This is a genomic window from Bradyrhizobium macuxiense (assembly GCF_007993935.1).
Classification (GTDB): domain Bacteria; phylum Pseudomonadota; class Alphaproteobacteria; order Rhizobiales; family Xanthobacteraceae; genus Bradyrhizobium; species Bradyrhizobium macuxiense_A.
Genome location: NZ_VITY01000004.1, coordinates 222204 through 235833 on the forward strand (window position 1 = coordinate 222204; position 13630 = coordinate 235833).

Consider the following 13630-nt stretch of genomic DNA (forward strand, 5'->3'; position numbering starts at 1 on the left):
GACCGATTCCAGATCATGGTTGATGCGGCCGTCCGCGGAGCGCGCGGTATCCGGCGTCTGGCATCGGCGGCCGTTATCCCGGCGTGGGCTCCGTGCTGATCACTTCCGCAGCCGGAAGCGTCGCCTCTTCGTCAATCGCTTCAGGAACAAGCGGCGGCGACTTACGCTCTGGAAACACACTGAATTCGCCGGCTACCTCCTGGAGCGGCTTCTGCTTGTCGGCCCAGTGCAGGGCCGTGTAGTCGAAACCGTGCACGATGGTGGGTTTGACGACTTCGAAATAGGGCGAGATGTCGAAGTCGCGCGGCATGTAGAGCGAGGAATCGCGGATATGCAGGATCTCGCGGCGCGCCTTGCGGCTGGCGGCGCGGGTGATCTTGGGCAGGATCGGATAGCGCACGGCGTCGAACGCCTGCGCGATCAGCGCCGAGCAGATGATCTTGGTCGGATCGCCGGAGCCGAATGCGATCATGCGGCGGCGCCAGCGCTGCGGGATCGGCAGCGGAAACAGATAGCGCGCGAGATCGACGATGTTCTTGGTGTCGTAGCCGAAGCCGATGCGGTTGATGGCATAGCGGCACACCGTGGTGCGGTCCTCGAACGACAGTCCGACCGGACGGCAGAGGCGGGTGTGATAGGACAGGTATTTCGACAGCGGCGCGGAGGTCACGCCTTCGCCGATGTTGGCCTCGATCAGCACATGCTGCTCGCCGTCGGGCTCGAACGCGCCGTCGATCGGTCCGACAAACAGCGCGGCATGCGACCAGGTCGATTGCGTGAGATACTTGATGATGCCGGAAATGCGGTTGTTGCCTTCGACCAGCAGCACATCGCCGGGCTGCATGATGCCCCGCAGATGGTCCGGGTCGCTCGGCGTGAACGGCTCGTAACCGGGGACTTCCTTCGACAGGTACCCCGCGATCCATTTACCGACGGTATCGAGCATTACGCCCATGGATTCCCCCCAGCGGTTCTACGACCGCTTGTGTTCACTTAATCATGGTCGCAAGCCGTTGCAATTTAGTTCATGCCATCGGCGGATCAATCATGATTGATTTACCATGAGTGTTGCTGCGATCGGTGAGATGCGGCACAGTTCGCGAAGCGTTCCCATTCTCTGCAAGTCCCCGGAAACCATGCCAGAAACAATGTCATGACAGCGACCCGCCGCGATTTCCTGTCGGCGTCGGCTGCTCTCGCGCTGGCGCCAGTATTTGGCGGCCGGGCGCTTGCCGCGCCTCCGCCGCGCGAGGCCGACATCGTCGTGATCGGCGCGGGTGCCGCAGGCATTGCCGCGGCGCGACGGATCGCCGCCGCGAACCGCAAGGTGATCGTGGTGGAGGCGTCCGGCCAGATCGGCGGCCGCTGCCAGACCGACGCATCGAGCTTCGACGTGCCGTTCGACCGCGGCGCGCGCTGGATGCACAATCCCGAAACCAATCCGATGATCCGCCTGGCGCGCTCCGCAGGACTCGACATCGTGACGGCGCCCGCGGGCCAGAAGATCCGCATCGGCCGGCGCTACGCCCGCCCCGGCGAGACCGAGGAATTCCTGGCCGCGCTGGTACGCGCCAATCGCGCCATCGACGACGCCTCGCGCAAGGCCGATATCGCCTGCGCCGCAGCGATGCCGAAGGATCTCGGCGATTGGGCCGGCACCGCGGAATTCCTGCTCGGCGCCAATTTCAGCGGCAAGGATCTGAAGGATCTCTCCGCCGTCGACAAGGTGCGCGCGCAGGATCGCAACACCGCGATCGCCTGCCGGCAGGGGCTCGGCGCGCTGATTGCGAAACTCGGCGAGGGGCTGCCGCTCGTGCTGTCGACGCCGGCGCAACGCATCCTGTGGAGCAATCGCGACGTGATGGTCGAGACGGCATCCGGCAAGATCACCGCGCGCGCCGCTATCGTCACGGTGTCGAGCAACGTGCTCGCGAGCGGCAATATCAAGTTCGCGCCCGAGCTTCCGAAGCGCGCGCTCGACGCCGCCGCCAAGCTGAACCTCGGCAGCTATGATCGCATCGCACTGCAGATCCCCGGCAATCCGCTCGGGCTGTCGCGCGACGACGTCATCATCGAGCAGAGCAATTCGACCAAGACCGCGCTGCTCTACGGCAACATCGCCGGATCCTCGCTGTGCACGATCGACGTCGCAGGCTCGTTCGGCCGCGACCTGTCGGCGCAGGGCGAGAAGGCGATGGCTGCGTTTGCGGTGGAATGGCTGACGAAGCTCTATGGCAGCGAGGTCGGCGCCGCCGTGAAGAAGACCAGCGCGACGCGCTGGAATGCACAGCCCTTCATTCAGGGGGCGATGTCGGTCGCCTCACCCGGCGCGCAATTCTCGCGCCGGATCCTGGCCGAGCCGATCGGCGCGATGTATCTCGCCGGCGAGGCCACCCATGAGACGCTGTGGGGCACGGTCGACGGCGCCTGGGAGAGCGGCGAGCGCGCTGCCGACGCCGCGTTGCGCAGGATCGGCGGCGTGAAGGAGACGACGCCGGAGCCCGCAGCCCCCGCCGCAAAACACAAGCGTCGCGCGCCGCGATCGGCCGGGCCGATGAATTGATGGTTGGATGAGGAGACGGCTGCGCGTGGCCGGCTTGACCATCGCGCGTGCTGTGATTTGGCGTTGGGTGCTGCCACACTATAGGTGTCGTCCCTGCGAAAGCAGGGACCCATACGCCGCAGCAGACGTTGTGAACGGGACTCGTCGTTCCAACGTCGTTCGCCAATAACCATTCGTGGTTATGGGTCCCTGCTTTCGCAGGGACGACACCGAATGTGTTCGGCGGCCTGTGGTCATAGTCAGCATTCTCGCGACATGATTTGCCCGAGCTTTGCATCTCATTTCGCCGCTCTGAAATCAGAAGGCGCAAGGGAAGCCGGGGGTCCCGCGTCCCTTTCCCTCCGTCATTCCGGGCTCGTGCTTCGCACGCCCTCAGGTGGGCAATTGCGCACCGGGGAATGACGAGGCGAGAGAGTCCGCGCCTTCTCACACCGGCAGCTTCAGCTCCATCAGATCCTTCGCCACCACGATCCGGCCCTTGAAATTCGTCTTCACATCCCGCGTCCAGTCGTCGTCGGTGACTTGCGGATCGTCGCCGGGCACGAAATGGCTCAGCACCAGCGTCTTGACGCTGGCGGCGGCGGCGATGCGGCCGACGTCTTCGGTCGAGGTGTGGCTGTCGAGCAGATGCTTCTTCAGTGTCGCGCCGTTCTTGGTCTTGGCGACCAGGCGATCGACCGCCGGAATGTAAAGGCATTCGTGCACCAGCACGTCGGCGCCTTTGGCGAACTCGGCAAGCTTCGGATTGTAGGCGGTGTCGCTGGAGAACACGATCACACCGTCCGGCGTCTCGAACTTGTAGGCGAAGTTGTCGACGATCGGCGGGTGCGGCGTGCGGAACGCGGTCACCGTCACGTCGGGCGTCTTCAGCACCACGCCACCGTCGGTGATGTCCTTCGCGATCAGGAGCTTTCGCGGATCGGGCCGGCCTTCATCCTCGATCCGGGTCTCGACGTCGAACTTGTTCAGCTCCCAATACTCCTTCGTCATCGCCTCGATGCCCTTGGGACCGAACGAATGGATCGGCGTCGAGAGGCCCGCCGCCCAGGCGTTGTAGAACAGATTGCCGTATTCCAGATTGTGATCGGAATGGTGGTGGCTGATGAAGATGTACTTCACAGAAGGGATCGGCACGCCGGCGCTGACCAGCTGACGACTGACGCCCATGCCGCAATCAATGACAATGGGCGTGTCGTTGACGACGACGAGATTGGCGGGGTTGGAGGCGCCGATACCGACGCGCGGGCCGCCCTTGGTGCCGAGGAACACGATCCGGGTGCGTGGTTTGGCATTTTGCGCGCGCACGCTGGGAGCCGCGAGCATGGTGGCGCTGCCGAGCGCCAGTTTCAATGTGGTGCGGCGATCGATCATGGTGTTCCTCCCGCAGTCTTCTTCTGAGCTCTGCCGACCCTACCCGCCGCGCAAAATGCCATCAAGCGCGGGCAGGCCGACGATAACGGCCGCTGCGATCAGCGCGTAGCAGATCGCGCGAAACACCTGCTCGCTCGCCTTGCCGAACAGCGAGGCGCCGAACCAGACGCCGATGCCGTAGATCGGACCTACGATCAGCGAGAATTTTGCCGATTCGATCGTGATCAATCCGGTGAACCAGTAGCTGACCAGCGAGAAGAAATCCGAGGCGCCGAAGAACAGCACGATGTTGGCGCGTGAGACCACTGACGAGATCGGGCGTCCGAGCCAGTAGGCGACGATCGGCGGGCCGCCGGTCTGCGCGAGGCCGCTGCAGAAGCCGGAGAGGCCGCCGACGCCGATCGAGAGCGCGGCGTGATCCTTGCCGTGGTAGCGCCAGCCCGACAGCAGCAGCACCAGCAGCGCCGCGACGAAGCCGGAGATGATCCAGCGCGTCGTCACGGGTTCGAGCACGGTGAGGAAATAGGTGCCGATGGGAACGCCGACCAGCGCGCCGGCCACCATGACAGCGGTCGCCTTGCGGTCGGCGTGGGTCCAGGCATTCGGCAGCATCGGCGTGGCCGCAATGAAGTCGATGATCAGCAGCAGCGCCGCCACCAGCCGCGGCGCCGCGACGCTGCTCGCCAGCGGCATGAAGATCAGCGCCGAGCCGAACCCGGAAAAGCCGCGCGCCGTGCCCGACACGAACGCGATCGCACAGATCGCCAGCGCGATGCTGGTCGAGATGTCGGACGGGATGAGGCTGAGGGAGGTCATGGGAGGCGAGGGGATGAGGCTCGATCTGCGTGCGCGCTCGTATCGAGATTCAAATACGACCGCAAGTCAATCAAACCCGTCATCCCCGCGCGAAGGCTTCGCCTTCGTCGCTGGAGGTGCGCGCCCGGCGGCGCGCTTGCGACGCTGGGCGAGCCTCGAAGGATGAATCGGCCACAGTCGGGCCGTCGACCCTTCGAGACGGCCGCTACGCGGCCTCCTCAGGGTGACGGTCATGGATTGTCCCCCGCATGCGGGAGAGAGAACAGCGCATCGCCTGCGCCAACATCACGCCCGCAGCGTACCGCCGGTCTTCTTCGTCACCTCGGCGACGACCTTGGCCGCAACCGCGTCGATCTCCTGGTCGGTCATCGTCTTCTCGCGCGGCTGGATCGTCACCGCGATCGCGATCGACTTCTTGTCGGGATCGATGCCCTTGCCTTCATAGACGTCGAACACGGTCACGTCTGATATCAGCTTCTTGTCGACATTCTGCGCCGCGCGGACGATGTCGCCGGCCTTGACGCTGCGATCGACGATGAAGGCGAAGTCGCGCGACACCGGCTGGAATGCCGAGAGCTCCAGCACCGGCTTGGCGCGTGTCGCCCGCTGCTTGCCTTGCGGGATGCGTTCGAGGATCACCTCGAACACGATCATCGGGCCGTCGGCGCCGAGCGCCTCGGCCGCACGCGGATGCAACTCGCCGAAATAACCGAGCACGTTCTGCGGACCGATCTGGATGGTGCCGGAGCGCCCCGGATGCAGCCAGGCCGGGCCGCCCGGCACGATCTGCAGCGCCTGCATCGGCGCGCCGGCAGCCGCCAGCACCGCGAAGGCGTCGGCCTTGGCATCCATCGCATCGGCCGCAGCCGAGCCGGTCCAGTGCCGCCCGATCCCGTTCGACGAGGCGTAGCCATGGCGCACGCCCGAAGCAGCGACGAGCTGGTCCTCGGGCTTGTCGCCGCGGAACACCTGGCCGACCTCGAACAGCGCGACATCGGGCGCGCCGCGGTTGATGTTGGCCTGAGCGGCTGCGACGAGGCCGGGCAGCAGGCTCGGCCGCATGTCGGAGAGATCGGCCGCGATCGGGTTGGCGAGCACGAGCTCGCTCTGGCCGCCGCCGAACAGCTTTGCCGCGTCATTGGTGATGAACGACCAGGTGACGGCTTCCACCATGCCGCGAACGCCGAGCGCGCGCTTGGCGCGGCGGGTGCGCAGCTGCATCGGCGTCAGCACCGGCTTGCGCGGCTCCTCGCCGCGCTCGAACGGCGTCATCGGCACCTTGTCGACGCCGACGATGCGCACAATCTCCTCGACGATGTCGGCCTTGCCCTGCACGTCGGTGCGCCAGGACGGGATCGCGATCTTCACGACGGGGCCGGTGCCGGCCAACATGAAGCCGAGCCGGGTCAGGATCAGCTTCACCTCGACCAGCGGCACCTCGATGCCGGCAAGACGTTTGACCTCGGTGAGCGGAAAATCGATGACGCGATCCTCGCCGAACTGTTTGCCGACCACGACGTTCTCGGACGGCGTGCCGCCGCAGAGATCCAGCACCAGTCTGGTGGCGAGCTCGAGCCCGGGCACCATGAACGCCGGATCGACACCGCGCTCGAAGCGATAGCGCGCATCCGAATTGATGCCGAGCTTGCGGCCGGTCTGCGCGATGTTGATCTCGTTCCACAGCGCGGACTCAATCAGCACATCCGTCGTGTTGTCGTCGCAGCCCGAGGCCTCGCCGCCCATGATGCCGGCCAGCGATTCGACGCCGTGCTCATCCGCGATCACGCAGACATTGCTGTCGAGCGTGTAGGTGCGGCCGTCGAGTGCGAGCAGCGTCTCGCCGTCCTTGGCGCGGCGGACCGTGAGGTTGCCCTGCACCTTCTTGGCGTCGAACACGTGCAGCGGACGCGCGCGGTCGTAGGTCATGAAGTTGGTGATGTCGACCAGCGCATTGATCGGGCGCAGGCCGATCGAGGTCAGCCGCTTCTGCAGCCATTCCGGCGATGGGCCGTTCTTCACGCCGCGCACCAGCCGCAGCGCGAAGCCCGGGCACAGCGTGGCGTCTTCCACCTTGACCTGGACCGGGCAGGGGAATTCGCTCTTGATCGGCTTGATGCCGGGATCCTTGAACTTGCCCATGTCGGCGGCGGACAGGTCGCGCGCGATGCCGTGCACGCCGGTGCAGTCCTGCCGGTTCGGCGTCAGATTGATCTCGATGGTGGGATCACCGAGCCCGGCCCAATCGGCATAGCCCTTGCCGAGCGGTGCGTCGGCCGGCAGCTCCATGATACCGTCGTGATCTTCCGAGATCTGCAGTTCGGCCGCCGAGCACAGCATGCCGCGGCTCTCGACACCGCGGATCGTGCCGATGCCGAGCGTGATGTCCTTGCCGGGGATGTAGGTGCCGGGCGGCGAGAACACGCTGACCAGTCCCGCCCGCGCGTTCGGCGCGCCGCACACCACCTGTACCGGCGCCCCACCGTCGCCGGTGTCCACCATGCAGACCCGCAGCCGGTCGGCATTCGGATGCTGCTCGGCCGAGATCACGCGCGCGATGGTGAACGGCGCAAGCTGCTTCGCCTTGTCCTCGATGTTCTCGACCTCGAGTCCGATCATGGTGAGCTTGTCGGCGAGCTTGTCGAGCGGCTCGTCGGTCTCGAGATGTTCCTTCAGCCAGGAGAGGGTGAACTTCACGGCTGCATGCCTCGGTTCTTGTTGGTGTCTATTGTGATACTTGCGCCGGCGGCAGGGCTCCCTCCCCCCTTGCGGGGGAGGGTTGGGGAGAGGGGTACGCCGCTTGCTCGGAAAGTTGTTGTGTCGCGGGTTGCGTCAGCAACATCGAAGCAAAAAGGATTCGCGGCGGTGTGCCTGCTAGTGACAGCGTTCAGCGCCCGCGGCCACCCCTCTCCCTGACCCTCCCCCGCAAGGGGGGAGGGAACGGAGAGAGCGCGCCGCTGGTCAAGGAGAACCAGACTCACGAACTCAATCCCCCCGCGATGGTCGGGATATCGAGCGGCTTGAAGCCGTAGTGGTTGAGCCAGCGGATGTCGTTCTCGAACAGCTGGCGGAGATCGGCGATGCCGTATTTCAGCATCGCAATGCGGTCGATGCCCATGCCCCAGGCGAAGCCCTGGTAGACGTCGGGATCGATGCCGCAGGCGCGCAGCACGTTCGGGTGCACCATGCCGCAGCCGAGAATCTCCATCCAGTCCTCGCCTTCGCCGAAGCGGATCTCGCCCTTGTCGCGGCGGCACTGGATGTCGACCTCGAGCGACGGCTCGGTGAACGGGAAGAACGACGGCCGGAATCGCATGTTGATGTGGTCGACCTCGAAGAACGCCTTGCAGAACTCGTGCAGGATCCATTTGAGGTGGCCGAGATGCGAACCCTTGTCGATCACGAGGCCTTCGACCTGGTGGAATTGCGGCGTATGCGTCGCATCGGAGTCGATGCGATAGGTGCGGCCGGGGCAGATCACGCGGATCGGCGGCTTCTGGGTCAGCATCGTGCGCACCTGCACCGGCGAGGTGTGGGTGCGCAACAGCATGCGCGAGCCGTCTTCCTTCGGGTTGAAGAAGAAGGTGTCGTGCATCTCGCGGGCGGGATGGCCGATCGGGAAATTCAGCTTGGTAAAATTGTAGTCGTCGGTCTCGATGTCCGGACCCTCGGCGACCGCAAAGCCCATGTCGGCGAAGATCGTGGTGAGCTCGTCCCACACCTGGCTCAGCGGATGGATGCGGCCGGTCTCCGCCGGCGCATCGCGCAGCGGCAGCGTGACGTCGATGGTCTCGGCGGCAAGCCGCGCGTCGAGCGCGGCCGCCTTCAGCACGTCGCGCCTGGCCGCGAGCGCCTGCGTCACCGCATCCTTGGCGAGGTTGATCTTTGCGCCCTCGGTCTTGCGCTCGTCCGGCGACATCTTGCCGAGGGTGGCGAGCAGGGCCGAGATCGAGCCCTTCTTGCCGAGGGCCGAGACGCGCACCGCCTCGAGGGCGGCTTCGTCAGCGGCCGAGGTGATCTGGTCGAGGATGGATTGTTCGAGCGTTGCGAGGTCGGACACGGTCAATTCCTGCGCTGAGCATGATCCGGCGGGAAGAGCCCGGTTTCCGAACCATGCGCCAAAATTCGGCTGGGTTGTCGCCGCCCGAAGGCCGTAACGTCAAGCAAAAAGCCGGTCATTTCGGGCTTGTGGCCGGCGCATTGAACCCGATGCGGAGGCCGGGCTACCCAAGGGGAGTTCAAGGAGGCCCACGCGATGTTGCTGCGATCTTGCCTGGCCGTGCCGGCGGTCCTGTTGATGCTCGGAACGGCGCATGCCGCGACCGAGGAATGTCCCGCCAAATCGACCCAGATGGACGACATCATCGCGGAGCTCGAGAAGGCGCCGAGCTGCAACCGCGCCATGAAGATCTTCGAGGCGTGCGAATATGGCGCCAGCGGAGACGTCCAGTTCGGCGAAGTGGTCGAGAAGAAATGCGAGGCGGACTTCCTGTCCGGCCTCGGAGCGTCGCAGAAGAAGGCCTATGCCGGCCAGCTCAAGCGCTGTGACCACAAATACGACAACGAAAGCGGCACCATGTACCGCTCGTTCACAGCGTTCTGCCGGGCGATCGTCGCCCAGCGCTTTTCGCAGAAGGCGCTGAAAGCGGGCCCCAAGACCCGCTGACAAGCCCGCTAGGATCGCCCGCAGGCTTAGGCGGCGAGCGCGGCCTTGGCCTTCTCGGCAATCGCCTGGAACGCCACCGGCTCGTGGATCGCGAGATCCGACAGCACCTTGCGGTCGACCACGACGCCCGATTTGGAGAGGCCGTTGATGAACACGCTGTAGGTCATGCCGAACGGACGGACCGCGGCGTTGATGCGCTGGATCCAGAGCGCGCGGAAGGTGCGCTTCTTGCGCTTGCGGTCGCGGAAGGCGTACTGGCCGGCCTTTTCGACCGCCTGCTTGGCGACGCGGATGGTGTTCTTGCGGCGGCCGTAATAGCCCTTGGCGGCCTTGTAGACTTTCTTGTGCTTGGCGTGAGCGGTCACACCGCGTTTGACGCGAGACATGACGGAAATCCTTGAGATCTAGAAGAGACGGGGCGCCGCGCTAGGAGCGGCAGGGTTCAAGCGAATGAGCGCGATCAGGCGTTCGGCAAGAAATACTTCTTGACGTTGTCGCCGTCGGTCTTGAACAGCACGCGGGTGCCGCGGAGCTGACGGATCTGCTTCTTCGTCCGCTTGATCATGCCGTGGCGCTTGCCGCGCTGGGCGTGCATGACTTTGCCAGTGGCGGTCACCTTGAAGCGCTTTTTAGCGCCCGACTTGGTCTTCAACTTGGGCATTTAGCTCTCCTGTGGCACAGCACGAAAATCGCCCCGAGAGGCGTCCGGCCGGCTAAAATGCTCGTTAGAGCGTTGAAAGTGCTAAGGTTTTTTCCGAATTGAAAGAACCTGCACTAGACGTCGCCACGGCAGCCCTTGATCAGCCGGGCGGCGAAGGCCCGGCTTATGACAGAGGATCGGCGGTTTTGCAACGTTTGAAGCGGGAAATCGGGGGCCGGAACTGGTCCCGTAGCCCGGATGGAGCGGAGCGCAATCCGGGGCAGGTCGGGCCGCGGATGCACTGTCCCGGATTTCGCTGCGCTCCATCCGGGCTACCAAACGAAATCCGGGTTACGAAACGAAACAGCCCGCCAGATCGCCTGACGGGCCGTTCCATTCAACAAAGCGACTAATTCGAATTAGCGCGGCGCCAGGACCATCACGACCTGGCGGCCTTCGAACTTCGCATCCTGCTCGACCTTGGCGAACTCGGCGACGTCGGCCTTCACCTTGTCGAGCAGCTTGGTGCCGATCTCCTGGTGCGCCATCTCACGACCGCGGTAGCGCAAGGTGATCTTGACCTTGTCGCCTTCCTCGAAGAAGCGCTGCATCGCGCGCATCTTCACGTCGTAGTCGTGATCGTCGATCATCGGGCGGAGCTTGATCTCCTTGATCTCGACGACCTTCTGCTTCTTGCGGGCTTCGGCGGCTTTCTTCTGCGCGGAATACTTGTATTTGCCGTAGTCCATGATCTTGCAGACCGGGGGACTGACGTTCGGCGAAATCTCGACGAGGTCCATGCCGGCTTCCATGGCCATCTTGATGGCCACCATGGTCTCGACGGTGCCCTTGTTGACACCATCGGCATCGATCAGCTGGATCTGCGCGTTGCGAATCTCATCATTGGTGCGCGGCCCGTCTTTGGCGACTGTGGGCGGGGCTCTATTGGGACGGCGAATGGGTAACTCTCCAAAGTTGTGAAAGGGAGGCGGATATTTTGAAGCAAGACGCTGCGGCGGGCAAGCGAACTCGCTTCTTTAAGCGGCAAAACCGTCAATTGCGAGGCATTTTAGCCACGCTCGGCAGATATGGCCGGCACATCTGCTCCGCAAGGCGGGCCAGCCGCCGTTGACCGCTGCCGCGCGACGATTGAAAAGCAGATGTCTGACACGCGAGTGACCGAACCATGAGCCAAACCGCCGCATCCGGACAGGAACCCGCCTTCATCGAGGTCGGCGAGGGCCGTGAGGCGCGCCGGATCGCGGTGCGCGCCCGTGCCGGGGCCAGTCCTGGCCTGGTCTGGCTCGGCGGCTTCAAGTCCGACATGACCGGCACCAAGGCGCTCGCGCTCGATGCGTGGGCCGCCGGGCACGGCCGCGGCTGCGTCAGGTTCGACTATTCCGGCCACGGCGAATCCGGCGGCGAGTTCGCCGACGGCACGATCGGCCGCTGGCTCGAGGAGAGCGTTGCCGTGTTCTCGCAGTTCTGCAGCGGGCCGCAGGTCGTGATCGGCTCCTCGATGGGCGGCTGGATGGCGCTGCTGCTCGCGCGCGAGATCGCGCGGCGAGGTGGCGGGAAGGCGCAACTCGCCGGCCTTGTGCTGATCGCACCGGCGCCCGACTTCACCGAAGAATTGATGTGGAAGGGCTTCTCGCCCGAGATCCGCGCCCAGATCGAGACCAAGGGCGTCTGGCTCAGGCCATCCGAATATGGCGACGGCTCGCCCTATCCGATCACCCGCAATCTGATCGAGGAGGGCCGCAATCACCTCTTGCTCGGCAGCAAGATCGATGTCGGCTGTCCAGTGCGCATTCTGCAGGGCGCGCAGGATCCCGACGTGCCGTGGAAGCACGCCTTCGCGCTGGTGCACCGGCTGCCGGCCGAGGACGTGGTGCTGACCATGATCCAGGACGGCGACCACCGCTTGTCGCGGCCACAGGACATCGCGCGGATCATCGCCGCGGTGGCGGAGATCGGCTAAGCTCTTTTCCTTCTCCCCTTGTGGGAGAAGGTGGCGCGGACGAAGTCCGCGCCGGATGAGGGGTTCTCTCCGCGGAGGCAGACCCCTCACCCGTCTCGAATGAGCTCTCGCTCATTCGATCCACCCTCTCCCACAAGGGGAGAGCGAAGGAGAGGCGAGGAGCCGGGAGAGACGCCAAATGGACACGACAACGATGCTGCGCGCGTTCTGCGACGCGGTCGAACGGCGCAACGGCAAGGCCTTCGCTGATCTCTTCACCGAGGACGGCGTCTACCACGACGTGTTCTACGGCGCCTTTGAGGGCCACGCGAAAATCGCAGAGATGATCGACGACTGGTTCTATCGGACCGCGACCGATTTCCGCTGGGTGATGCACGATCCCGTCAGCGACGGCAAAACGCTCTACGCGCGCTACACGTTCAGCTACCGCTCGACCCTGCCGGAAGCCAAGGCAGCCCGTGCGATGTTCGAGGGCGTCGCGATCATGCGGCTGCGCGACGGCAAGATCACGGAGTACCACGAGGTCGCCAACACCGCGCCGGCCTTCGTCGATTTGAACTTCGCGCCGGAGCGGATCGCCAAGATCGTCGGCAAGCAGGGCACAGCGCTGAAGGCGCGGCCGGAGATGCAGCGGCATTTGGCCGACTAATTCTCCGTCATTGCGAGGAACGTAGCGACGAGGCAATCCATAGGTCCGCATTCGCGGAAGCATGGATTGCTTCGCGGAGCCTGTCATCCGGCGGCGCTACGCGCCGACCGGGTGGCTCGCAATGACGGCGGTGAGGTCCTACGGCGGCGGCGGGTTGGTCATCGGCTTGCGCTGGGCGAGCGCCGCGACGGTCGAGGTACCGATCGGGCCTTTCTCGTCATAGAGCCAGCACTCGCCGATCGCGATGCCGTCGGTGGCGTGATGGTTGACGACCTCGAAGCCGATCCAGTTGGTCACCGGCAGACGGTGCAGATAGATCGTGACGTCGCTGTTGATGTAGCCGAGGCCCTGATCGCCGGCATTGGCAAAGGGGCTGGCGAAGTCAGCGCCGGTCGCGACATGGACAAACGGCGTCATCTTCACGCCGTCGACGAGCTCGCGGACTTCGCTCATCCAGAGCCGGCGCTCGCCGAGCGAGCCCATATGGCCTGTGATCGGCCGCGTCTCCCATTTGCCGTTCATGCCGAGCCTCGGATCCGTCGGCTTCGGAATGTCCGCTGGCGCCGGCACCTGCCAGTTCGGCGGCGACCAGACATTGCCGGGCGCATTTTCCGTCCTGCGCAACAGCTGGCAGGAGGCGCGCGCCATGCTGGTGCCGCCGGAGACAAACTCGGCCTCGATCATCTTGATGCGCATGCCGTCACGCACGAGCTTCGTCGTCACCTCGATCGGCGTCGTGATGTTGGGCAGCCGGAACATGTCGACCGTCAGCCGCGCGGGGACGAAATCGTCGGAGCCGTGGCGCTCTTCGATGACGAAGGCGAGCAGGCCGATCACGACGCGGCCGTGCAGGGATTCCGGACTCCACGGTCCGTTCGCAACAGCCGTCGGCATGAAGCCGTCGCCGTGCCTGGTGAAGAAGGGCTGGTTTGTCATGGCGGGCGACC

At 64.9% G+C, this 13630-nt stretch carries 13 protein-coding genes; 4 read left to right on the top strand and 9 right to left on the bottom strand.

What is annotated here, in order from left to right; translation table 11 throughout:
- Positions 1–73 precede the first annotated feature (73 nt).
- On the bottom strand, positions 74–955 hold the full coding sequence (locus FBZ93_RS12310) for a YiiX/YebB-like N1pC/P60 family cysteine hydrolase (protein ID WP_246667456.1): 882 nt from the start codon (positions 953–955) through the stop codon (positions 74–76).
- Between the two features lie 198 nt (positions 956–1153).
- Here FBZ93_RS12310 and FBZ93_RS12315 point away from each other — a divergent pair, with 198 nt between their 5' ends.
- Positions 1154–2563, top strand: a complete 1410-nt coding sequence (locus tag FBZ93_RS12315; protein ID WP_146986242.1) for a flavin monoamine oxidase family protein — start codon at positions 1154–1156, stop codon at positions 2561–2563.
- Between the two features lie 426 nt (positions 2564–2989).
- Here FBZ93_RS12315 and FBZ93_RS12320 read toward each other — a convergent pair whose 3' ends face one another.
- The 4 genes from FBZ93_RS12320 to pheS form a co-directional block, all read right to left on the bottom strand.
- On the bottom strand, positions 2990–3934 hold the full coding sequence (locus FBZ93_RS12320) for an MBL fold metallo-hydrolase (RefSeq protein ID WP_146986243.1): 945 nt from the start codon (positions 3932–3934) through the stop codon (positions 2990–2992).
- A gap of 39 nt (positions 3935–3973) precedes the next feature.
- A complete protein-coding gene (locus FBZ93_RS12325) occupies positions 3974–4750 on the bottom strand; it encodes a sulfite exporter TauE/SafE family protein (RefSeq protein ID WP_146986244.1) in 777 nt (258 codons plus the stop codon).
- 285 nt (positions 4751–5035) lie between these two features.
- Entirely contained in the window at positions 5036–7444 is a 2409-nt protein-coding gene (gene pheT, locus FBZ93_RS12330; RefSeq protein ID WP_146986245.1) for a phenylalanine--tRNA ligase subunit beta, read from the bottom strand.
- 280 nt (positions 7445–7724) lie between these two features.
- Positions 7725–8807 carry a phenylalanine--tRNA ligase subunit alpha gene (gene pheS / locus FBZ93_RS12335; protein WP_146986246.1) on the bottom strand — a complete coding sequence of 361 codons (1083 nt, stop codon included), beginning with the start codon at positions 8805–8807 and terminating at the stop codon, positions 7725–7727.
- Between the two features lie 195 nt (positions 8808–9002).
- Between pheS and FBZ93_RS12340 the strand changes: the two genes are divergently transcribed.
- Positions 9003–9413 (top strand): hypothetical protein, encoded by a 411-nt coding sequence (locus FBZ93_RS12340; protein ID WP_167529012.1) that lies wholly within the window; start codon positions 9003–9005, stop codon positions 9411–9413.
- A gap of 26 nt (positions 9414–9439) precedes the next feature.
- Here FBZ93_RS12340 and rplT read toward each other — a convergent pair whose 3' ends face one another.
- The 3 genes from rplT to infC form a co-directional block, all read right to left on the bottom strand.
- Entirely contained in the window at positions 9440–9799 is a 360-nt protein-coding gene (rplT, locus tag FBZ93_RS12345) for a 50S ribosomal protein L20 (protein ID WP_018269297.1), read from the bottom strand.
- Between the two features lie 74 nt (positions 9800–9873).
- Complete coding sequence (gene rpmI / locus FBZ93_RS12350; RefSeq protein WP_008539890.1) at positions 9874–10074, bottom strand: 50S ribosomal protein L35; 201 nt, start codon at positions 10072–10074, stop codon at positions 9874–9876.
- A gap of 398 nt (positions 10075–10472) precedes the next feature.
- On the bottom strand, positions 10473–11012 hold the full coding sequence (infC, locus tag FBZ93_RS12355; RefSeq protein ID WP_024584293.1) for a translation initiation factor IF-3: 540 nt from the start codon (positions 11010–11012) through the stop codon (positions 10473–10475).
- 227 nt (positions 11013–11239) lie between these two features.
- On the opposite strand from infC, the gene FBZ93_RS12360 reads away from it, so the two are divergent.
- On the top strand, positions 11240–12034 hold the full coding sequence (locus FBZ93_RS12360; protein ID WP_146986247.1) for an alpha/beta hydrolase: 795 nt from the start codon (positions 11240–11242) through the stop codon (positions 12032–12034).
- A gap of 178 nt (positions 12035–12212) precedes the next feature.
- Positions 12213–12683, top strand: a complete 471-nt coding sequence (locus FBZ93_RS12365) for a nuclear transport factor 2 family protein (RefSeq protein ID WP_146986248.1) — start codon at positions 12213–12215, stop codon at positions 12681–12683.
- Between the two features lie 138 nt (positions 12684–12821).
- Here the strand turns inward: FBZ93_RS12365 and FBZ93_RS12370 are convergent, their stop codons facing one another.
- On the bottom strand, positions 12822–13619 hold the full coding sequence (locus FBZ93_RS12370) for an acyl-CoA thioesterase domain-containing protein (RefSeq protein ID WP_146986249.1): 798 nt from the start codon (positions 13617–13619) through the stop codon (positions 12822–12824).
- Positions 13620–13630 lie beyond the last annotated feature (11 nt).